The following is a 20,690-nucleotide window of genomic DNA, read 5'->3' as shown; positions in this document are numbered from 1 at the left end:
ACTGGTGATACCCGAACTTGGCCAGTTGGCGATGATCCTGGCCATCTGTTTTGCCGCCGTGCAGGCCAGCGTGCCGCTGCTCGGTGCCTGGCGCGGCGATAGCCTGTGGATGAGCCTGGCGCGGCCGGCGGCCTGGGGGCAATTTGCCTTCCTCAGCTTTGCCTTCGCCTGCCTCACCCATGCCTTCATGACCGACAACTTCTCGGTCGCTTACGTGGCCAGCAACTCCAACAGCGCCTTGCCCTGGTACTTCAAGTTCAGTGCCGTGTGGGGCGCGCACGAGGGCTCGTTGCTGCTCTGGGCGTGGATCCTGGGGGGCTGGACCTTCGCCGTGTCGGTGTTCTCGCGCCAGCTGCCGCAAGTGATGCTGGCCCGTGTGCTGGCGGTGATGGGCATGATCAGCGTGGGCTTCTTAAGCTTTTTGATCATCACCTCCAACCCGTTCCAGCGCTTGCTGCCGCAAGTGCCGACTGACGGTCGTGACCTCAACCCGTTGCTGCAGGACATCGGCCTGATCGTCCACCCGCCGATGCTGTACATGGGCTACGTGGGCTTCTCGGTGGCCTTTGCCTTCGCCATCGCCGCGCTGCTGGGCGGGCGCCTGGACGCGGCCTGGGCACGCTGGTCGCGGCCGTGGACCATCGTTGCCTGGGCTTTCCTGGGGGTGGGTATCACCTTGGGCTCGTGGTGGGCTTACTACGAGCTGGGCTGGGGCGGCTGGTGGTTCTGGGACCCGGTGGAAAACGCCTCGTTCATGCCTTGGCTGGTGGGCACGGCATTGATCCACTCACTGGCGGTGACCGAGAAGCGCGGGGTATTCAAGAGCTGGACCGTGCTGCTGGCGATCGCGGCCTTCTCGCTGAGCCTGCTGGGCACCTTCCTGGTACGTTCCGGGGTGCTGACGTCGGTGCATGCGTTCGCCGCCGACCCTTCGCGCGGCGTGTTCATCCTGATCTTCCTGCTGTTCGTGGTGGGTGGTTCGCTGACCCTGTTCGCCCTGCGCGCGCCGGTGGTCAAGAGCCAGGTCGGTTTTGCCTTGTGGTCGCGCGAGACGCTGCTGCTGGCCAACAACCTGGTGCTGGTGGTGGCAGCGTCGATGATCCTGCTGGGTACGCTGTACCCACTGGTGCTCGATGCCTTGACCGGGGCCAAGCTGTCGGTTGGCCCGCCGTACTTCGATGCGTTGTTCCTGCCGTTGATGGCACTGTTGATGGTGGTGCTCGGGGTGGGCGTGGTGGTGCGCTGGAAAGACACCCCCGGCAAGTGGCTGGCGAGCATGATGACGCCGGTACTGATCGGCAGCGCAGTGCTTGCCCCGCTCGCCGGCTTTATCGTCGACGACTTCGACTGGCCCACGCTGACGGCCTTTGCCCTGGCGGCCTGGGTGGTGCTCAGCGGGCTGCGCGATGTACTCGAGAAGACCCGCCACAAGGGCCTGGCCAAAGGCATGCGCGGCCTCACCCGTAGCTACTGGGGCATGCAGCTGGCGCACCTGGGCCTGGCGCTGTGCGCGCTGGGCGTGGTGCTGTCGAGCAACAACAGCGCCGAACGCGACCTGCGCATGGCGCCAGGTGAAAGCGTCGAGCTGGGTGGGTATCACTTCCTGTTCCAGGGTGCCAAGCACTTCGAGGGGCCGAACTTCATTTCCGACAAGGGCACCGTGGTGGTGTCCCGTGATGGTCGCGAAGTGAGCACGCTGCACCCCGAGAAGCGCCTGTACACCGTGCAGCAGTCGATGATGACCGAAGCCGGCATCGACGCAGGCTTCACCCGCGACCTGTACGTCGCCCTCGGCGAGCCGCTGGAAAACGGCGCCTGGGCCGTGCGCGTGCATATCAAGCCTTACGTCCGCTGGATCTGGCTGGGCGGTCTGCTGACCGGCCTGGGCGGGTTGCTGGCGGCCCTCGACCGGCGTTACCGCGTCAAGGTCAAGACCCGGGTGCGTGATGTCCTGGGCGTGTCTGGAGCAGCTGCATGAAGCGTTGGATCATGGTGGTGCCACTGGCGGTGTTTCTGCTGGTGGCGGTTTTCCTCTACAAAGGGCTGTTCCTCAAGCCCGACGAGCTGCCTTCGGCAATGATCGGCAAGCCATTCCCGGCGTTTTCCCTGGCCTCGGTGCAGGGCGATCGCAAGCTGACCCAGGCCGACCTGCTGGGCCGCCCAGCGCTGGTCAATGTGTGGGGGACCTGGTGCCCGTCGTGCAAGGTCGAGCACCCCTACCTGAACCAGCTGGCCGAGCAGGGCGTGGTGATCCACGGGGTCAACTACAAGGACGACAATGGCGCAGCATTGAAGTGGCTGGCCGATTTCCACAACCCTTACCAGCTGGACATCCGCGACGAGCAGGGCACCCTGGGCCTGGACCTGGGCGTGTATGGCGCGCCGGAAACCTTCCTGATCGACGCCAAGGGCATCATCCGCTACAAGCACGTGGGCATCGTCGATGCCAGCGTCTGGCGCGAACAGCTGGCGCCGCTGTACCAGGGCTTGGTCGATGAGGCCAAGCCATGAAGCGGGGGCTTGCAGCTGCCGTACTGGGGTTGGCCCTTGGCCTGGGCGTGGCGGGCGTGGCCAGGGCGGCCATCGATACCTACCAGTTCCGCGATGACGCCGAACGTGAGCGCTATCAGCAACTGACCAAGGAACTGCGCTGCCCGAAGTGCCAGAATCAGGACATCGCCGACTCCAACGCCCCGATTGCCGCCGACCTGCGTCGTGAGATCTTCCGCATGCTGGGCGAAGGCAAGAACAACGAGCAGATCGTCGATTTCATGGTCGACCGCTATGGCGATTTCGTGCGCTACAAGCCGGCGCTCAGCGGGCGCACCTGGCTGCTGTGGTTCGGGCCGGGGATCTTGCTGGCCGGTGGCTTTGTGGTGCTGCTGGTGATCGTTCGCCGACGCCGCAATGCCGCGGCCCAACCTGCGAATGAGCTGTCCGTCGAAGAACGCGAGCGTCTCGCCAAACTGCTGGAAAAAGAACAGACCCATGATTGAATTTTGGCTTAGCGCGGGCCTGCTGCTGCTCGCTGCCCTCAGCTTTCTGCTGATCCCGATCCTGCGTGGCCGTCGCCGTCAGCAAGAGGAAGACCGCACCGCTCTGAACGTCGCCTTGTACCAGGAGCGCGTTGCGGAACTTGCGGCGCAGCAGGCCGCCGGCGTGCTCGATGACGCGCAGCTGGCCAAGGGCCGTGACGAAGCGGCTCGCGAGCTGCTGGCCGACACCGAAGGCAGCGAGGCTGCGCGCCAGGGCCATCTGGGCAAGGCCTTGCCGCTGCTGGCCGCGGTGCTGGTGCCGTTGATGGCGTTGGGGCTGTACCTGCACTTTGGCGCGGCCGACAAGGTCGAACTGACCCAGGAGTTTGCCCAGGCGCCCAAGACCATGGAGGAGATGACCACCCGCCTTGAGCGTGTGGTCAAGGCCCAGCCGGATTCGGCCGAGGCCCTCTACTTCCTTGGCCGTGCCTACATGGCCGAACAGCGTCCGGCCGATGCGGCGCGCACGTTTGAACGTGCCGTGGCCCTGGCGGGCCGCCAGCCCGAGTTGCTCGGGCAATGGGCCCAGGCGCAGTACTTCGCTGCCGACAAGCAGTGGAGCCCGCAGTTGCAGGCCTTGACCGACGAAGCCCTCAAGGCCGACCCGAACGAAGTGACAAGCCTGGGGCTGCGCGGGATCGCTGCTTTCGAGGGTGAGCGTTACCAGGAAGCCATCGACTACTGGAAGCGCCTGCTGGCGCAACTGCCTGAAGGCGATACCTCGCGTGCGGCCTTGCAGGGTGGTATCGACCGGGCTGCCGAGCGCCTGGGTGATGCGCCTGGGCAAGCGGACGCACCGGTGGCAGCACGCCTGAAAGTGCGCGTGGAGCTGGCGGCGGCGCTCAAGGACAAGGTCAAACCTGACGACACGGTGTTCATTTTCGCCCGAGCCAGCAACGGCCCGCCCATGCCGCTGGCGGCGAAGCGGGTGACCGTGGCGCAATTGCCGATCGAGGTGGAGTTGTCCGATGCCGATGCGATGATGCCGCAAATGAAACTGTCGGACTTTACTGAAGTCCAACTGGTTGCCCGTGTCTCGCGTGCCGGCCAACCTACCCACGGCGAGTGGATCGGCCAGGGTTCGCCACTGGCTACTGCCACCCAGGCCACGCAGCACCTGACCATCGACAGCCCTGACCCGTAAGAGAGCATTGCCATGCACAGCACCGTCCGCCTGACCCTGATCACCCTGGCCCTGGGTTTGTCCGCGTGTACGGTGCATGAGCCTTACGAGCAACCCGCGCCGCCCATCGAGCGCGTGCCGCCGCACCAGGGGCCGGTGGTCAAGCCGTTGCCGGGCGGTCAGCCTTCGACCCAGCCGAGCAAGCCTGCGGCGACGCCCAAGCCGATGCCGCGCACGTCCGCCAGCTTTGCACCGCCGCCAGGGGGGGCCAGCCACTGGGACCCGAAATTGGGCGTCTATGTGCTGGAGAAAAAACCCAACACCTTCTACCGCCAGCGCACCTACTACCGCTATGACGGTGGCTGGAGCTGGTCGCTGAGCCCGGATGGCCCGTGGCAGGACACCGACAGCAGCGGTGTGCCGGGTGGCCTCGGGCGGGCCTTTGCGCAATAGGTTGACCCCGGTACAGTACAGTTTTCGGCGCAATTACCGATTGACTGTACCGCCCGCTGACTCCGCATAATGCCCCCTCGTACAGACGCGGAGGTGGCATGAGCAAGACAGTCCTGGTGTTGGTGGAAACCGTCGACGATTACTTGCCCTTGCTGGAGCAGGCGGGTTATCGGCTGATCCGCGCACCGTCGCCGCAACTGCGCGCCGAAGCTGTTCAGCGTCACGCCGGCGAAATCGATGCAGTGCTTACCCGTGGTCCGTTAGGCCTGACCGCCGTGGAAATCGCTGCGCTGCCCGCGTTGCAGATCATCTGCGTGATCGGTGCCGGCTACGAGCAGGTTGACCTGGCCGCCGCCGCCGCGCGCGGTATTACCGTCACCAACGGCGCCGGGGCCAATGCGGCGGCAGTCGCCGATCACACCCTGGCGATGGTGCTCGCGCTGTTGCGCGACATTCCTCGTGCTGACGCCAGTACCCGCCGTGGCGAGTGGAACCGGGTAATCAGCCCTTCGGTGAGCGGCAAGCGCCTGGGCATTCTCGGCCTGGGTGCGGTGGGGCTGGCGATTGCCAAGCGTGCCCACCTCGGCTTCGATATGAGCATCAGCTACCACAGCCGCACGCCGCGCCAGGATGTGCCATACACCTGGTACGACAGCCCGCTGCACTTGGCCGATGCCGTCGACATCCTGGTCGTGGCCACGCCTGGCGGCGCCCATACCCGTCATCTGGTCGATGCACCCGTGCTCGAAGCCCTCGGCGCCGAGGGTTACCTGGTGAACATCGCCCGTGCCAGCGTAGTGGACACCCGCGCCCTGGTGGCGGCGCTGTCGAACGGGCAGCTTGCCGGCGCCGCACTGGACGTGTTCGACGACGAACCCGCAGTGCCCGATGCCCTGAAAGCCCTCGGCAACACGGTGCTGACCCCTCATGTGGCAGGCCAGTCGCCGGAGGCCGCGCGGGACACGGTGACCCTGGTGTTGCGCAACCTGCAGGCGTTCTTTGCCGGTGAGCCGGTGCTGACCCCGGTACGAAACTGATCTTTTTCATCCAGATGCCTGGCAGCGGCCCGGTCAACAAGGAGTGTGTGCATGCAACTTGAGATTTTCCAGGTCGATGCGTTTTCCGCCGAACCGTTCGGTGGCAACCCGGCGGCAGTCATCCCGCTGCAAAGCTGGCTGCCAGACGATGTGCTGCAGCGCATCGCCGAAGAGAACAACCTGTCCGAAACCGCTTACTTCGTGCGCAACGGGGAGGCTTACGACCTGCGTTGGTTCACCCCTACGGTTGAAGTCGACCTGTGTGGCCATGCCACCCTGGCGTCGGCCTATGTGCTGTTCGAACAACTGGGCGAGCAGGCGCACGTGCTGCGGTTCAATACGCGCAGCGGCGAGCTGCGCGTCAGCCGTGGTGCCGACGGGCTGCTGGCGATGGACTTCCCGGCCAAGCAGCCGGAAGCGGTGGATGCCCCTGCTGGCCTGCTGAAGGCGCTGGGCCTGAGCAGCGCGCGTGCGGTGTATCGCAGCGATGACTTTGTGGTGGTGATCGATGATGCTTCGCTGCTTGACCCACTGAAACCGGACTTCGTTGCGCTGTCGGCTTTTGATGTGCGCGGTATCGCCGTGACTGCGCCGGGGCGCGGATATGATTTTGTCACGCGGTGGTTCGGGCCACGGGTGGGTGTTAACGAGGACCCGGTGACGGGGTCAGCGCACACCTCGCTGGCGCCGTTGTGGGCCGAGCGGTTGGGCAAGAACGTCCTGAGCTGCGAGCAGGGTGGGGTGCGCAAGGGGCAACTACTGTGCGAGGTGCCGGGCAATGGCCGGGTGATCATCAGTGGGCGGGCAGCGTTGTATCTGCGGGGCAGGTGTACATCTGATTAGCGAGTGTCACGCTGGCACCGGCTTCGCCGGTGTTCGCGCTCTATACTGATCGGCCCAAGCCCACATCGAGGAGCCTGCCATGGCCCTGAAAAAACAAGGCACATGCCTTTGTGGTGAAACCCGTCTGCACGTGACCGTCGACAACACTCATATCAGCGCCTGCCATTGCAGCATGTGCCGCAAGTGGACGGGTGGACCGCTGCTGGTCGTGCATTGCAGCCAGCCGCCGGTCGTCGAAGGGCGCGCCCCTGGGGTCTATGATTCGTCCGAGTGGGCTCAGCGCGGCTTTTGCAACCGCTGCGGAACGCATCTCTACTACCGTCTCAAGGTAAATGATTCCTACGCTATACCGGTGGGCCTGCTCGATGGCGATGAAGACTGGGACTTCGACTTGCAGATCTTCGTAGAACAGAAGCCTGCATGGTATTGCTTTGCCAACCAGACTACAGAACTGACGGGGCAGGAGGCCTTCGACCAGTTCGGCTGATGCCGACATGAGCAAAGGCAACCTGGTCTATTTCGTTTTCCTGGTGGCCGCCATCCCGCCATTGACCCTGAGTGGCCAGCTGATCGTTTTCGAAACCCTGTTTGCCCTGCTCTACGCTTTCCTTTGGCGGCAGACCGGGCCGAGCGTGCTGGAAGCGGCCGCGATCGTCCTGGTGATGGGTGGCGTGCTGTGGTCCATGCGCCAGCACAGAACGCCGCGAGCGCTTGCCAAACCGGTGCATACCTGAGAAAAGGGCGGCTTTGATTTTTCAGCGTTGGAGCATGCCCATGAGCAGCGAACTGCAGATCATCGACCTCGTCGAAGGCGAGGGTAAAGCCGCCGTCAAAGGCGCCCTGATCACCACCCAGTACACCGGCTGGCTGGCCGACGGCAGCGAGTTCGATTCGTCGTGGTCACGCGGCAAGCCCTTTCAATGCGTGATCGGCACGGGGCGTGTGATCAAAGGGTGGGACCAGGGCCTGATGGGCATGCGCGTTGGCGGCAAGCGCAAATTGCAGGTGCCGGCGCACCTGGGGTATGGCGAGCGCAGTGTGGGGGCGATACCGCCGAATTCGGACCTGACGTTTGAGATCGAGCTCTTGGAAGTACTGACACGGGATGATTGAGTAGTCCCCGTCCTACGCCAAATGAAAAAAGGATTACACACCTTGTCGGCCTCCGTCTGATTGAGCGGTCACTCAGGGATGGCTACTCTTCCAAATGACTTGAGTGAAGAGGGCTTGGCTATGAAATCGCATTTTTCCTCGCGAGTGGTGCGAGAGGCAAATGCCTTGTTGGTGGCATCCGGAACCCGACTGGAGATTTCGCTGCCGCGCGAATTGGCAGGCGTCCTTACCTGTACGCAAAAATCCCGCTCGGAATTGAAGGCAGCATTCAAAGCGGCGTATTCACGCTTGCGCAAGGAGTAACAGCCCGATGGCCGATGGCTGCTACAACCCTATTGACTCGGTCCTTGTAGAAAATGAGCAAGACACGCTGGGTATCATCGCCTACTCGCTGTACAAGAGGCAGAAGATCGAATTCATTCAGGCCTTCAAGGTCAAGCATGACAGGGAACCAAAAGACGAAGACCTGGCGCCTTTCCACGATGTCAGCAATAGTCCCACACAGCTTGAGAGTTACCGTAACCAGGCCAGTCAGCTTGCTCAGGGGTTTCTCGATGCTTCTTTAGCTGGCTGCTTACGCGTGTATTTGCTTGGTCAGGAAATAATTCAGCAACACACGTCCTCTAATGTTGGCCTTGCCTAGGGAACGGCAATCACGCTCAGGGAGGAACCAAACGGGTTGACGGCACTCTGACCCTCACTCGTTGCCAAGGATGGCACTCACTACAAGGACGCCTTGCGGCTGCGGCGCAGGGCAACGTGGCGGGTCAACCCGATTTTCTCTGCCACAAGAGCCTGCCTTGATGAAGTTGCCAACCTTTCTCCGCCGTCGTCGCCACTTGCTGCTAAGCCTGGTGGTCACGGCCGTCGCCATACCGCTGGCGCTGGATGCTGTCGAAAGCCGTGCGCAGCCGGTCGATGGCACCCAGACACTGGTCTTCCTGCGCCACGCCGAGAAGCCTGGAGAAGGGCTGGGGCAACTCAACTGCCAAGGCCTCAATCGTGCGCTGGACCTGGCCACGCTGCTGCCGGAGCGCTTTGGCAATGCCGACTATGTGTTCGCCGCCAACCCATCACGGCATGTCGAGGAAGGCAGCAAGGACGAGAGCTACAGCTACATCCGCCCGTTGATGACCATCACCCCCAGTGCCATCCGCCTGGGCCTGCCGGTGAACATCGACTACGGTGCCAACGACACCGATGAGCTGGCCGAAGAGCTGTTGAGCGACAAGTACCGCAACGCGACGGTGTACACAGCTTGGTCCCATGGTTACCTCCCAGAGCTCATCAATACCGTGGCCGGCAAGGCCCTGGGTGAGGAGCGGGTGATCACCGAGGACTGGAACGGCGACGATTTCGACACCTTGTACGTACTCACCCTGACCTGGCACGACGGCAAGGCCAGCCTGCTCAGCCGTAATGTGCGGCAGGGCCTCAACGATGGTGCCCATAGCTGCCCGACCTGATCCGCTGCTACTGTCTTGGCAGGGAAGCCGAAACAGGGGCCATGCATGAAGCACAAGGTGACGGTCATTGGGGGCGGTGTGATTGGCCTGGCGACGGCCTATGCGCTGGTGCGTGAAGGGCTATCGGTAGAGCTGATCGAGGCGCGGGACAGCCTGGCGTCTGCCACCAGTTTTGCCAATGGTGGGCAGCTGTCATACCGCTATGTGGCGCCACTGGCCGATGCCGGTGTGCCCTGGCAGGCGTTGGGCTGGATGCTGCAGGGGGACTCGCCGCTGCGTTTGCGGTTGCGCGTGGACCCGGCGCAGTGGCGTTGGTTGCTGGCGTTCATGATGGCCTGTCGCAGCAGTGTCAATGCTCGCAATGGTGCACAGCTACTCGCGTTGGCGCTGGAAAGCCAAGCCGCGTTGACGCGCTGGCGTGAGGAGGATGGGCTGACGGATTTTGCCTGGCGGCGTAACGGCAAGCTGGTGGCCTATCGCAGTGAGCGGGCGTTCACCCAGGGGCGCGGGCGCCTGCTCGATCAGCACGGCCAACGGGTGCTCGATGCTGCCGAACTCCGGGCCCTGGAGCCAGCATTGGCCGAGGCACCGTTCGTGGGGGGTGTGCTAACCCCTGATGAGGAAGTCGCTGACTGTCATCGTTTTTGTGAACGCCTGGCCGAGCGCTTACGCGCATCGGGGCAGTGCCGGTTTTTGCTCGGCAGGCCGGTGACGCGTTTGCTCGCGCAGCAGGATCAGGTGGTTGCACTGCAGCTGGGGCGCGAGCAGGTCGATGTGCAGCGCCTGGTGCTGTGCGCAGGGCATCGCAGTGCGGGGTTGGCGCTAGCGGGTTTGAAATTGCCGGTCTATCCGCTGAAGGGCTACAGCCTGACGGCGCCGATCAACCAGGAGCATCGGGCGCCGGAGGTCAGCGTTACCGATTACGAACGCAAGATCGTCTATGCGCGCCTGGGCCGCCAACTGCGGGTTGCGGCGATGGTGGATATCGTCGGCTACGACGAATCGGTGGATGCGCGCCGGCTCGACAGTATGCGTCGGCTGGCCCGTGATACGTTGCCCAATGCGGCGGACTACGGGCAGGCGGTGGAGTGGGCGGGGATGCGCCCGGCGACGCCTACCGGGGTGCCTATTATTGGGGCTACGGCTTACCGAAACCTGTGGCTGAACCTGGGGCATGGGGCTTTAGGCTTTACCTTGGCCTGTGGCAGTGGGGAGCGCTTGACCAGGATGTTGCGCTGACTGTACCGGCCTTTTCGCGCAACGCTCACGCCATCGGCGGCAGGCGTCGCTTCACCGGGCTCTTCTTGATGATTGCAGTGTTGGTCTCGGCCAGTACATTGATCCGGTCGAGCAGGGTGTCGAGCTGTTCCATCGTGCGCACATGCAGACGGGCAATGAAACAGTCCTCGCCGGTGACCTTGTCGCATTCGGTAAACTCAGGGATCGCAATGATCTGCCGCTCCACTTCCTGCAACTGCCCCGGCAGCGGGCGAATACGCACGATCGCCTGCAACTGGTAACCAAAACTGCGTGGGTCGACATCCACCGTATAACCACGCAATACGCCGCGCTCTTCAAGGCGGCGCAAACGCTCGCTGACGCTTGGCGCGGACAGCCCGCTGATCTGTGCCAGGGCTTTTAGCGAACGGCGTGAATCGTCCATCAACGCGTTGATCAGGAGTTGGTCGATAGCATCGGTCATGTTTCACCTCGTCAGGCCATTCCAATAATTAGCCTTGATAGTAAAGGCAAGTTGGCCGATGTGCCTTTGATATCCGCTGGAAGGCCCCCTGCCTTCCTTTGCATACTGTTGCCATCGTCAACGGGAGGTGTGAGATGGACAGTTCATTGCGCCGTGGCTCGCTGGAAATGGTCGCCGCCATGCTGATTTCCGGGACCATCGGCTGGTTTGTATTGGTGTCGGGCCAGCCGGTACTCGAAGTGGTGTTCTGGCGCTGCGTGTTCGGTGCCGGCACGTTGCTGGTGATCTGCGCGGCCTTGGGCTTTCTCAAGCCTGGGGTGATCAGCCGTACGGCGTTTCTGCTGGCGATTGCCAGCGGGGTGGCCATCGTTGGCAACTGGGTCTTGCTGTTCGCCTCCTACTCGCGCGCTTCGATTGCCATTGGCACTGCGGTGTACAACGTGCAGCCGTTCATGCTGGTGGGGCTGGCGGCAGTGTTTCTGGGCGAGAAGATCACACTGCCCAAAGTCACCTGGTTGAGTGTTGCCTTCCTGGGCATGCTGGCTATTGTCAGTGCCCACGGTGCGGGGCAGGGCAGCGGCGAGGATTATCTGCTGGGCATTGCCCTGGCGCTGGGCGCGGCATTTTTGTATGCAATCGCTGCGCTGATCATCAAACGCTTGAAAGGCACGCCGCCGCACCTGATTGCGTTGATCCAGGTCACCACCGGTGTTCTGTTGTTGGCGCCGTGGGTCACACTGGGCGGGTTGCCTGGCGAAACGTCGGCACTGGCCAGCCTGTTGACCCTGGGCATCGTTCACACCGGTGTGATGTATGTCTTGCTGTACAGCGCTATCCAACGCCTGCCCACGGCACTGACCGGTGCGCTGTCGTTTGTTTACCCGATTGCCGCGATCCTGGTTGACTGGGTGGCGTTCGGGCACCGGCTGGCCCCCTTGCAATGGTTGGGCGTGGCGCTGATTCTGCTTGCAGCGGCCGGGATGCAGCAAGGGTGGTGGTTCCGTTCGGCACCCGTCGCGGCCAAAGGGTAGAATGTCCCCTTTTACGTGCTTGCGACCCGCCATGACTTCACCGATCCAGACCCTCGAACAGCATCTGCTTACTGCCCTCGACCCCGCCCCCCAGGAAACCCGCCGCCTGTTCCACGGCCGCGGCCGCTGCTGGCCGGGCCTGGAGCAGGTGACGGTGGACTGGCTGCAAGGCGTGCTGTCGGTGGCGCTGTTCCGCGAACCCGCTGAAGGCCAACTGGCCGAGCTGGAGGCCATGCTGGGTAATCTCGCCCAGCGCCCGCAATGGACCGGACAGGCCATCCTCATTCAGCACCGCTACCTGCCGGACAGCCCTGGCCAATGGCTATGGGGCGAGCCATGCCAGCAGCGAGAGGTGATCGAGGACGGCCTGACCTACTTGCTGGACCTGGGCGTGCGGCAAAACACCGGCCTGTTCCTGGACATGCGCTATGGCCGGCGTTGGGTTCGTGAACAGGCGGCGGGCAAGCGGGTGCTCAACCTGTTTGCCTATACCTGCGGTTTTTCGGTGGCGGCCATCGCGGGTGGCGCCGAGCAGGTGGTGAACCTAGACATGGCCAAGTCGGCGTTGTCCCGTGGGCGTGACAACCACCGGCTCAATGGCCACGATGCATCGCGGGTGGCGTACCTTGGGCATGAGCTGTTCAAGTCCTGGGGCAAGGTGCGCAAGTACGGGCCCTATGACCTGATCATCATCGACCCGCCGACTTTCCAGAAGGGGAGCTTCGTGTTGACTCAGGATTACGCGAAGATTTTGCGGCGTTTGCCTGAGTTGTTGAGCGAAGGCGGGACGGTGTTGGCGTGTGTCAACGACCCGGGGATCGGGCCGGAGTTTCTGATCGAAGGCATGGCCGAGCAGGCGCCGGCGTTGGCCTTTGTCGAGCGGTTGGAGAACCCGCCGGAGTTTCCTGATGCCGACCCGGCTGGGGGCTTGAAGGCCCTGGTGTTCAGGCAGGCCTGAGTCTGCCTGTACCGGCCCTTTCGCGGGGCAAGCCCGCTCAAGAGGCCGGTACTGCCTGCATCAATTACTGGTTGGTGTAGATCTGGTCGAACACGCCACCGTCGTTGAAGTGGGTTTTCTGCACGGTGCGCCAGTCACCAAAGGTTTTTTCCACCGACAGGAAGTCCACTTTCGGGAAGCGGTCGGTGTACTTGGCCAACACCGCTGCATCACGCGGGCGCAGGTAGTTGTTCGCCGCGATTTCCTGTGCCGCTGGCGACCACAGGTACTTCAAGTATTCCTCGGCCGCAGCCTGGGTACCTTTTTTCGCGACTACCTTGTCGACCACACTCACCGGTGGCTCGGCTTCGGCGGACACGCTCGGGTAGACCACTTCAAACTGATCGCGGCCGAACTCGCGGGCGATCATTTCGGCTTCGTTTTCGAAAGTCACCAGCACGTCGCCGATCTGGTTGGTCATGAAGGTAGTGGTGGCGGCGCGGCCACCGGTATCGAGCACCGGCGCCTGCTTGAACAGCTTGCCGACGAAATCTCGGGCCTTGCTCTCGTCACCGCCTTGCTTGAGCACATAGCCCCACGCCGACAGGTAGGTGTAGCGGCCGTTACCCGAGGTCTTGGGGTTGGGTACGATCACTTGCACGCCGTCCTTGAGCAGGTCAGGCCAGTCTTTGAGTGCCTTGGGGTTGCCCTTGCGCACGATGAACACGGTGGCCGAAGTGAACGGTGCGCTGTTGTTCGGCAGGCGCGTGACCCAGTTGTCCGGCACCAGCTTGCCGTGGTCGACCAGGGCGTTGATGTCGGTGGCCATGTTCATGGTGATGACATCGGCCGGCAGGCCATCAATCACCGCGCGCGCTTGCTTGCTCGAACCACCGAAGGACATCTGCACATTGACCTTCTCGTTGTGCTCGGCTTCCCAGTGCTTCTGGAAGGCTGGGTTGTAGTCCTTGTAGAAGTCGCGCATCACGTCGTAGGAGACGTTGAGCAGGGTCGGGGCGGCCTGGGCGAGGTTACCGAGGGCCAGGCCTGCGGCGAGCAGCGAGGCGGTGAAGAGTTTTTTCACGTTGCTTCCTTGTTCTTGAGAAGTTATGGGCAGATAGCCAGCGACTATAGCGGGTGCCTTTGCAGGGGTTAAAGAACAAAAAACACTTTGGTTATGCCGCTGCCTGTACCGGCCTCTTCGCGGGCAAGCCCGCTCCCGCAAGATCAGCGCAGGCCTGAACATCATGCCGTCCAAGTGGGAGCGGGCTTGCCCGCGAAGAGGCCGGTACAGGCAGCATTACTGCTTGGGAAATAGCCCATTGCCGCAGCGCGAACAGAATGACGCATCATGTTCGTGGCTGCTCTTGCGGCAGGTTGGGCAGTCATGCTGCAACTGTTCCCCGCGCATGGCATTGGCCAACTCGGCGGTAAAGATGCCGGTAGGCACGGCAATGATCGAATAACCGGTGATCATCACCAGCGACGACAGCACCTGCCCCAGCGGCGTCTTCGGCACGATGTCGCCGAACCCCACGGTCGTCAGGGTGACAATCGCCCAGTAAATGCCCTTGGGAATGCTGGTAAAGCCGTGCTCCGGCCCTTCGATCACGTACATCAAGGTGCCGAACACGGTCACCAGGGTGGACACAGTGACCAGAAACACGATGATCTTCTGCTTGCTGCCGCGCAGCGCGGCCATCAGGTAATTGGCCTGCTTGAGGTATTGGCCAAGCTTGAGCACGCGGAAGATCCGCAGCATGCGGATGACCCGGATGATCAGCAGGTATTGCGCGTCGCTGTAGTAGATGGCGATGACCCCGGGGACGATCGCCAGCAGGTCGACCAGGCCGTAGAAGCTGAAGGCATAGCGCAGGGGTTTGGGCGAGCAATACAGGCGGGTCAGGTACTCGACAAGGAAAACTGCGGTGAAACCCCATTCGATGGCAGCCAGCAGGCCGGCGTAGCCCTGGTGGACCTCATCGATGCTGTCGAGGATCACTGTGACCAAGCTGGCGAGGATAATCAGTAGAAGGGTCTTGTCAAAGCGTCTTCCAGCCACGGTGTCGGTCTGGAAGACGATGACGTAGAGCCGCTCACGCAGGCTCACAGGGTTATTCATTGGCTCGTTCCACAAGGCGCTAGAAAGTGCGATGGGGTGAGCCTAGGGGCTGCATTTCAGCCGTGCAAGCGCGTTGTGTTACGCCGTTGATTGAGCTCAGCCAGGTAGTTGCCCAGGTGCATAAGCCAGCAAGCGGTGACAAAGGGGGCGGTTAGCCCGGCAACGGGCAGCAATTTGAACAGGGTTTGCAGCAACAGGGCCAGTGCAATCGCCAGCAGTGCCACCCACGGGCGTTCGCCCTGCCTGCTGAACGCCAGTGCCGCCAATGCAGCATTGAAACCGTACAAACCCATCCAGGCAGCCTGTGCCTGATCGGTCAGCAAGGCCACACCACCGCCGATGGCAGAACCGATCACCGCCCAGGTTGCCGCGTAGGGGTTGGCAAGGTACATCCCGATTACGATCAGCAGGCCAGCCATTGGTTTGTCGAGCAGGAAGATCTGGCCCACGCCACGCAGCAGTGCATACAGCGGGTCGGCATCCACATGAGGTGCGGCCGAGGGTTCGGCCAGTAGCAGGGCGCCCCAGCCCAGCAGTACGAATGGCGCGGTGTAGGCGATCAGCAGCTTGCCGCCACGCTTGCGCCATTGGTGGGTAATGATGCTCGACAACCCGCCCGCAGCGATGATCAGCGGCGGCATGATCGCCGACCAAGGCAGTACCGCACTGATCAGGATGCCGATCAGCACACCGTTGTAGCAGTACAGCCCAGCCTGGCGGTCAGCGCGGTCATAGCCGCGACGTTGCGCGGTGAGCAGGCCGGCGAGGGCGCCGAGCAGTGCGCCGCCGACCAGTGTAGGGGCGGTCAGCAAGATGGCCAGCAGGCAGCACAGGCCGCACAGGGGGTTGCGCAGCAGCAGCACCTGGCTGAAGCCGTTGAGCAGCGCCGTGGCCCAGTCAGGGCACGGGTTGACGAAATTTTTGGTGTACATGGGGCAGTCGGTAAGGTTGAGGGTTGAGCGGTGGGCCTCTTTGGGCCTCGGGTTTTCCGCAGGGTTGTTGTATCGGTGTTCGGGGAGGGCGTTGCCCTCCATTCGCGGGGCAAGCCCGCTCCCACAGGTACTGCATGGCATTCAATTTCCAGATGCACCTGTGGGAGCGGGCTTGCCCCGCGAAAGGGCCCCGGCGTTAGACCAAGGTCTCGATCCGCAGCGTATTAGTCGAACCCGGCTTGCCGAAAGGCACACCGGCAGTAATCAACAGCGTGTCGCCGCGGCTGGCCATGCCTTGTGCCTGGGCAATCTCCAGCGCAGTCGAGCAAATTTCGTCAACCTGGCGCAGGCGGTCGTTGACCACCGAGTGCACACCCCAGGCCACGCTGAGGCGGCGCGCAGTGTTCAGGTTTGGCGTCAGGTTGAGGATCGGCGCCCGTGGTCGCTCGCGGGCGGCGCGCAGGGTCGAGGCGCCCGACTCGCTATAGTTGACCAGCACCGCCACCGGCAGGATGCCGCTGATACGGCGGATCGCGCAGCTGATGGCGTCCGACACAGTGGCTTCGGCTTTTGGCCGGCCCACGTCGAGCTGGGCTTGGTAATCCGGGCCGTTTTCCACCTGGCGAATGATCTTGCTCATCATCTGCACGGCTTCCAGCGGGTAGTCGCCCGACGCGGTCTCGGCCGACAGCATCACCGCATCGGCGCCTTCGGCCACGGCGTTGGCCACGTCGGTGACTTCGGCGCGGGTCGGGGCGGGCGAGAAACGCATCGATTCGAGCATCTGCGTGGCCACCACCACCGGTTTGCCCAGCTGGCGGCAGGTGCCAATGATGCGCTTCTGGATCTGCGGCACGCTTTCGGCCGGCACTTCCACGCCCAGGTCGCCACGGGCCACCATGATTGCATCGGAGAGCTCGGCGATCGCTTGCAGCTGTTCGACGGCGGAGGGCTTCTCGATCTTGGCCATCAGGTAGGCGCGGTCACCGATCAACTGGCGTGCTTCGGTAATGTCTTCTGGGCGCTGGACGAACGACAGGGCCACCCAGTCCACACCAAGCTCAAGGCCAAAAGTCAGGTCGCGGCGGTCTTTCTCGGTGAGCGGGGAGAGGTCCAGCACCGCTTGGGGCACGTTCACCCCCTTGCGGTCGGACAACTCGCCGCCGTTCAGCACGTTGGTGTCGATGGCGTCGGCGTGCTTGGCGGTCACCCGCAGGCGCAGGCGGCCGTCGTCCACCAGCAGGTCCATGCCCGGTTCCAGCGCGGCGATGATTTCCGGGTGGGGCAGGTTGACCCGCTCGCTGTTGCCCGGCGTCGTGTCCAGGTCCAGGCGCAGTGACTGGCCGCGCTGCAGTTGCACCTTGCCTTCGGCCAGGCGGCCAACGCGCAGCTTAGGCCCTTGCAGGTCCATGAGGATGCCCAGCGGGTAGTTCAGCTGCTGCTCGACTTCGCGGATCCACTGGTAGCGCAGGGCGTGGTCGGCGTGCTCGCCGTGGCTGAAGTTGAGGCGGAAGATGTTCACCCCGGCTTCGACCAGCTGGCGGATGTCGTCAATACCCTTGGTTGCAGGGCCGAGGGTGGCGAGGATTTTGACTTTTTTATCAGGCGTCATGATTGCGGAGTCTCGAGGATCAGAATGGCGCGGAAGTCGTTGACGTTGGTACGTGTCGGCTCGGTGACGATCAACGCATCAAGCGCGGCGAAGTAGCCGTAGCCGTTGTTGTTGTCCAGTTCATCGCTGGCCGACAGGCCCAGGGCTTCGGCACGGGCATAGCTGCTCGGGGTCATGAAGGCGCCGGCGTTTTCTTCCGAGCCATCGATACCGTCGGTGTCACCGGCCAGCGCGTAAACGCCCGGCAGGCCTTTGAGGTTTTCGGTGAGGCTGAGGAGGAACTCGGCGTTGCGCCCGCCACGGCCATTGCCGCGCACGGTGACGGTGGTTTCGCCACCGGACAGGATCACACAGGGCGCCTTCAGCGGTTGGCCGTGCTGGACGATCTGCCGGGCAATGCCAGCATGCACCTTGGCCACTTCGCGCGACTCGCCTTCCAGGTCGCCGAGAATCAGCGGGCTGAAACCGGCCTGGCGGGCTTTGACCGCAGCGGCTTCCAGCGACTGCTGGGGCTTGGCGATCAGTTGGAAATGGCTGCGGGCCAGGGCCGGGTCATCGGCCTTGACGGTTTCTGACGCTGGGTTGTTGAGCCAGTCGATGACCGCCTTGGGTGCCTCGATGTTGTAGCGCTTGAGGATGGCCAGGGCGTCGGCGCTGGTGCTCGGGTCGGCGACGGTAGGGCCGGAGGCGATGACCGTGGCCAGGTCGCCGGGTACATCGGAAATCGCATAGGTGTAGACCGTGGCCGGCCAGCAGGCTTTGGCCAGGCGGCCGCCCTTGATCGCCGAGAGGTGCTTGCGCACGCAGTTCATCTCGCCGATGGTGGCGCCGGACTTGAGCAGTGCTTTGTTGATGTGTTGCTTGTCAGCCAGGGTCAGGCCCTCGGCGGGCAGCGCCAGCAGGGCCGAACCACCGCCAGACAGCAGGAAGATGACGCGGTCGTCTTCGTTCAGATTACTGACCAGCTCCAGCACGCGTTTGGCCACGGCCAGGCCGGCGGCATCGGGGACCGGGTGGGCGGCTTCGACCACTTCGATCTTCTGGCAGTTGGCGCCGTGGCCATAGCGGGTGACGACGAGGCCGGAGACTTCGCCCTGCCAGCTTTTCTCGACCACTTCGGCCATGGCGGCTGCGGCCTTGCCGGCGCCGATGACGATGACCCGGCCGCTGCGGTCGGCGGGCAGGTAGGGTTCGAGGACTTGGCGCGGGTGGGCGGCGGCGATGGCTGTGTCGAACAGCTCGCGAAGAATTTTTTGCGGATCGACCGACATGGCAGGCTCCCAATTATTGTTGTTCTGCAAAATCGAAAACGCCCCTGGAACTGCCTCCGTGCAGGCCGAACCAGGGGCGGGTGTTGCTCGGTGTTGGCTTCTTCGCGGGCAAGCCCGCTCCCACAGGGTTGTCATGGCCCTCAGGCCTTGTAGAGAACCTGTGGGAGCGGGCTTGCCCGCGAAGGGGCCAATGGATGCTTACTTGTCGTCGCGGATCGAGAAGTTGGCCATGTGCTCCAGGCCTTTGATCAGCGCCGAGTGGTCCCAGTTGCCGCCGCCCAGTGCCTGGCAGGTGTTGAACACTTGCTGGGCGTTGGAGGTGTTGGGCAGATTGATGCCCAGTTCCTTGGCGCCTTGCAGGGCCAGGTTCAGGTCCTTCTGGTGCAGGTTGATGCGGAAGCCTGGGTCGAAGGTGCCTTTGATCATGCGCTCGGCGTGCACTTCGAGGATTTTCGACGAGGCGAAGCCGCCCATCAGTGCTTCACGCACCTTGGCAGGATCGGCGCCGTTCTTGGCGGCGAACAGCAGCGCTTCGGCAACGGCCTGGATGTTCAGCGCGACAATGATCTGGTTGGCCACTTTGGCGGTCTGGCCGTCGCCGTTGCCACCCACGCGGGTGATGTTCTTGCCCATGGCTTCGAACAGCGGCAGGGCGCGCTCGAAGGCTTTTGGGCAGCCGCCGATCATGATGCTCAGGGTCGCGGCCTTGGCACCGACTTCACCGCCGGACACCGGGGCGTCCAGGTAGGCGGCGCCGGTGGCCTTGATTTTCTCGGCGAAGGCTTTGGTGGCAGTAGGCGAGATCGAGCTCATGTCGATCACGACCTTGTTCGGGCCGACGCCTTCGGCCACGCCGTTTTCACCGAACAGGACAGCTTCTACCTGCGGGGTGTCGGGGACCATGACGATGATGAATTCAGCTTCCTGGGCCACTTCTTTCGGGTTGGCCAGGGCCACCGCGCCAGCGGCGATCAGGTCGGCCGGGGCGGCGTCGTGGTGGGTGGAAACGAACAGGCTGTGACCTGCTTTTTGCAGGTTCTGGGCCATGGGCTTGCCCATGATGCCGGTGCCGATAAAGCCGATTTTAGCCATGAGAATGTGCCTCTTGTATTTGTATATTCAGATTCTCGGGGTAGCCCTGAACCCCGTGGGAGCGGGCTTGCCCCGCGAATGCGGTTGATCAGGCCGTGGTGGTGTCCTTGCGGACGCTTTCGCGGGGCAAGCCCGCTCCCACATGGGTCTTCAGCCAGCCCAGGCCGGCTTCGGTCGTGGTCAGTGGCTTGTACTCCGCGCCCACCCAGCCCTGGTAGCCGATGCGGTCCAGACGCTCGAACAGGAAGCGGTAGTTGATCTCGCCGGTGCCTGGCTCGTTGCGGCCTGGGTTGTCGGCCAGTTGAATGTGGTTGATCAGTTTCAGGTTGGCTTCCATCGTGCGAGCCAGGTCACCTTCCATGATCTGCATGTGGTAGATGTCGTATTGCAGGAACAGGTTGTCGCTGCCGACTTCGGCCTGGATTTCCAGGGCTTGTTGCGTGGTGTTCAGGTAGAAGCCTGGGATGTCGCGGGTGTTGATCATTTCCATGACCAGGCGGATCCCGGCGGCTTTCAATTTTTCGGCGGCAAACTTCAGGTTGTCGACGAAGGTCTTGCGTACGTCGGCGCACTGCAGGCCTTGTGGACGAATGCCGGCCAGGGCGTTGACCTGGGTGTTGCCCAGGACCTTGGCGTATTCGATGGCCTTGTCGACACCGGCGCGGAACTCTTCAATGCGGTCGGGGTGGCAGGTGATGCCACGCTCGCCTTTCGCCCAATCGCCTGCCGGCAGGTTGAACAGCACCTGGGTCAGGCCGTGAGCGTCGAGCTGCTGCTTGATTTCGGCAGCGCTGAAATCGTACGGGAAGAGGTATTCGACACCGCTGAAACCAGCATCGGCGGCGGCCTTGAAGCGGGCCAGGAAGTCCTGTTCGGTGAACAGCATGGACAGGTTGGCAGCGAAGCGAGGCATGGTTGTCT

General features: G+C 63.1%; 23 protein-coding genes. 15 read left to right on the top strand and 8 right to left on the bottom strand.

The annotated features are described in order from the left end of the window. The first annotated feature begins 4 nt into the window (after positions 1 to 4). The 13 genes from ACSSU5_RS03010 to ACSSU5_RS02950 all read left to right on the top strand — a co-directional run bounded on the left by ACSSU5_RS03010 (position 5) and on the right by ACSSU5_RS02950 (position 10,309). Positions 5 to 1,978, top strand: coding sequence for a heme lyase CcmF/NrfE family subunit (locus tag ACSSU5_RS03010; protein ID WP_264313884.1), 1,974 nt, complete (start codon positions 5 to 7; stop codon positions 1,976 to 1,978). Further along, positions 1,975 to 2,511 carry a DsbE family thiol:disulfide interchange protein gene (locus ACSSU5_RS03005; RefSeq protein ID WP_264312215.1) on the top strand — a complete coding sequence of 179 codons (537 nt, stop codon included), beginning with the start codon at positions 1,975 to 1,977 and terminating at the stop codon, positions 2,509 to 2,511. Before ACSSU5_RS03010 ends, ACSSU5_RS03005 begins: the two co-directional genes overlap by 4 nt. Continuing rightward, positions 2,508 to 2,996: a cytochrome c-type biogenesis protein gene (locus ACSSU5_RS03000; protein WP_492560571.1), complete on the top strand. Its 489-nt coding sequence runs from the start codon at positions 2,508 to 2,510 to the stop codon at positions 2,994 to 2,996. Before ACSSU5_RS03005 ends, ACSSU5_RS03000 begins: the two co-directional genes overlap by 4 nt. Then, positions 2,989 to 4,179, top strand: coding sequence for a c-type cytochrome biogenesis protein CcmI (gene ccmI, locus ACSSU5_RS02995; RefSeq protein WP_264312217.1), 1,191 nt, complete (start codon positions 2,989 to 2,991; stop codon positions 4,177 to 4,179). The genes ACSSU5_RS03000 and ccmI overlap by 8 nt, the downstream gene beginning before the upstream one ends. Positions 4,180 to 4,191: 12 nt before the next feature. Continuing rightward, positions 4,192 to 4,611 carry a hypothetical protein gene (locus ACSSU5_RS02990; RefSeq protein WP_264312218.1) on the top strand — a complete coding sequence of 140 codons (420 nt, stop codon included), beginning with the start codon at positions 4,192 to 4,194 and terminating at the stop codon, positions 4,609 to 4,611. Between the two features lie 98 nt (positions 4,612 to 4,709). Further along, on the top strand, positions 4,710 to 5,648 hold the full coding sequence (locus tag ACSSU5_RS02985) for a 2-hydroxyacid dehydrogenase (protein WP_492560570.1): 939 nt from the start codon (positions 4,710 to 4,712) through the stop codon (positions 5,646 to 5,648). 51 nt (positions 5,649 to 5,699) lie between these two features. After that, positions 5,700 to 6,491: a PhzF family phenazine biosynthesis protein gene (locus ACSSU5_RS02980; RefSeq protein ID WP_492560569.1), complete on the top strand. Its 792-nt coding sequence runs from the start codon at positions 5,700 to 5,702 to the stop codon at positions 6,489 to 6,491. 79 nt (positions 6,492 to 6,570) lie between these two features. Next, entirely contained in the window at positions 6,571 to 6,978 is a 408-nt protein-coding gene (locus ACSSU5_RS02975) for a GFA family protein (RefSeq protein ID WP_264312221.1), read from the top strand. Positions 6,979 to 6,985: 7 nt separating this feature from the next. Further along, complete coding sequence (locus ACSSU5_RS02970) at positions 6,986 to 7,225, top strand: hypothetical protein (RefSeq protein WP_264312222.1); 240 nt, start codon at positions 6,986 to 6,988, stop codon at positions 7,223 to 7,225. 40 nt (positions 7,226 to 7,265) lie between these two features. Then, positions 7,266 to 7,604 carry an FKBP-type peptidyl-prolyl cis-trans isomerase gene (locus ACSSU5_RS02965; RefSeq protein ID WP_264312223.1) on the top strand — a complete coding sequence of 113 codons (339 nt, stop codon included), beginning with the start codon at positions 7,266 to 7,268 and terminating at the stop codon, positions 7,602 to 7,604. Between the two features lie 310 nt (positions 7,605 to 7,914). Continuing rightward, entirely contained in the window at positions 7,915 to 8,247 is a 333-nt protein-coding gene (locus ACSSU5_RS02960; protein ID WP_492560568.1) for a hypothetical protein, read from the top strand. A 160-nt stretch (positions 8,248 to 8,407) separates the two neighbouring features. Next, positions 8,408 to 9,070: a histidine phosphatase family protein gene (locus ACSSU5_RS02955; protein WP_264312225.1), complete on the top strand. Its 663-nt coding sequence runs from the start codon at positions 8,408 to 8,410 to the stop codon at positions 9,068 to 9,070. A gap of 45 nt (positions 9,071 to 9,115) precedes the next feature. Then, positions 9,116 to 10,309 (top strand): D-amino acid dehydrogenase, encoded by a 1,194-nt coding sequence (locus ACSSU5_RS02950; protein WP_492560567.1) that lies wholly within the window; start codon positions 9,116 to 9,118, stop codon positions 10,307 to 10,309. A 25-nt stretch (positions 10,310 to 10,334) separates the two neighbouring features. Here ACSSU5_RS02950 and ACSSU5_RS02945 read toward each other — a convergent pair whose 3' ends face one another. Continuing rightward, a complete protein-coding gene (locus tag ACSSU5_RS02945; RefSeq protein WP_264312227.1) occupies positions 10,335 to 10,772 on the bottom strand; it encodes an Lrp/AsnC family transcriptional regulator in 438 nt (145 codons plus the stop codon). Between the two features lie 134 nt (positions 10,773 to 10,906). Between ACSSU5_RS02945 and ACSSU5_RS02940 the strand changes: the two genes are divergently transcribed. Together ACSSU5_RS02940 and ACSSU5_RS02935 are read left to right on the top strand one after the other, a co-directional pair. Further along, positions 10,907 to 11,803 (top strand): DMT family transporter, encoded by an 897-nt coding sequence (locus ACSSU5_RS02940; RefSeq protein ID WP_492560566.1) that lies wholly within the window; start codon positions 10,907 to 10,909, stop codon positions 11,801 to 11,803. Between the two features lie 31 nt (positions 11,804 to 11,834). After that, on the top strand, positions 11,835 to 12,761 hold the full coding sequence (locus ACSSU5_RS02935) for a class I SAM-dependent methyltransferase (RefSeq protein WP_492560565.1): 927 nt from the start codon (positions 11,835 to 11,837) through the stop codon (positions 12,759 to 12,761). A 64-nt stretch (positions 12,762 to 12,825) separates the two neighbouring features. Here the strand turns inward: ACSSU5_RS02935 and ACSSU5_RS02930 are convergent, their stop codons facing one another. The 7 genes from ACSSU5_RS02930 to hyi form a co-directional block, all read right to left on the bottom strand. Further along, the gene (locus ACSSU5_RS02930) at positions 12,826 to 13,824 is read right to left on the bottom strand and encodes a sulfate ABC transporter substrate-binding protein (RefSeq protein WP_264312230.1); all 999 of its coding nucleotides are present in this window, start codon (positions 13,822 to 13,824) and stop codon (positions 12,826 to 12,828) included. A 216-nt stretch (positions 13,825 to 14,040) separates the two neighbouring features. Then, on the bottom strand, positions 14,041 to 14,862 hold the full coding sequence (locus tag ACSSU5_RS02925) for an ion transporter (protein ID WP_264312231.1): 822 nt from the start codon (positions 14,860 to 14,862) through the stop codon (positions 14,041 to 14,043). Positions 14,863 to 14,918: 56 nt separating this feature from the next. Then, on the bottom strand, positions 14,919 to 15,794 hold the full coding sequence (locus tag ACSSU5_RS02920) for an urea transporter (protein ID WP_492560564.1): 876 nt from the start codon (positions 15,792 to 15,794) through the stop codon (positions 14,919 to 14,921). Between the two features lie 196 nt (positions 15,795 to 15,990). After that, on the bottom strand, positions 15,991 to 17,406 hold the full coding sequence (gene pyk / locus ACSSU5_RS02915; protein WP_492560563.1) for a pyruvate kinase: 1,416 nt from the start codon (positions 17,404 to 17,406) through the stop codon (positions 15,991 to 15,993). Then, positions 17,403 to 18,677 (bottom strand): glycerate kinase type-2 family protein, encoded by a 1,275-nt coding sequence (locus ACSSU5_RS02910; protein WP_264312234.1) that lies wholly within the window; start codon positions 18,675 to 18,677, stop codon positions 17,403 to 17,405. Before ACSSU5_RS02910 ends, pyk begins: the two co-directional genes overlap by 4 nt. A gap of 198 nt (positions 18,678 to 18,875) precedes the next feature. Next, positions 18,876 to 19,769, bottom strand: coding sequence for a 2-hydroxy-3-oxopropionate reductase (locus ACSSU5_RS02905; RefSeq protein WP_492560562.1), 894 nt, complete (start codon positions 19,767 to 19,769; stop codon positions 18,876 to 18,878). Between the two features lie 88 nt (positions 19,770 to 19,857). Further along, the gene (gene hyi, locus ACSSU5_RS02900; RefSeq protein WP_492560561.1) at positions 19,858 to 20,682 is read right to left on the bottom strand and encodes a hydroxypyruvate isomerase; all 825 of its coding nucleotides are present in this window, start codon (positions 20,680 to 20,682) and stop codon (positions 19,858 to 19,860) included. Positions 20,683 to 20,690: the final 8 nt, after the last annotated feature.

This window comes from Pseudomonas sp. E1MeOHC2 (assembly GCF_058745025.1).
Note: the sequence above shows the minus strand (reverse complement) of the source record. Positions and strands in the feature narration are given on the sequence as shown.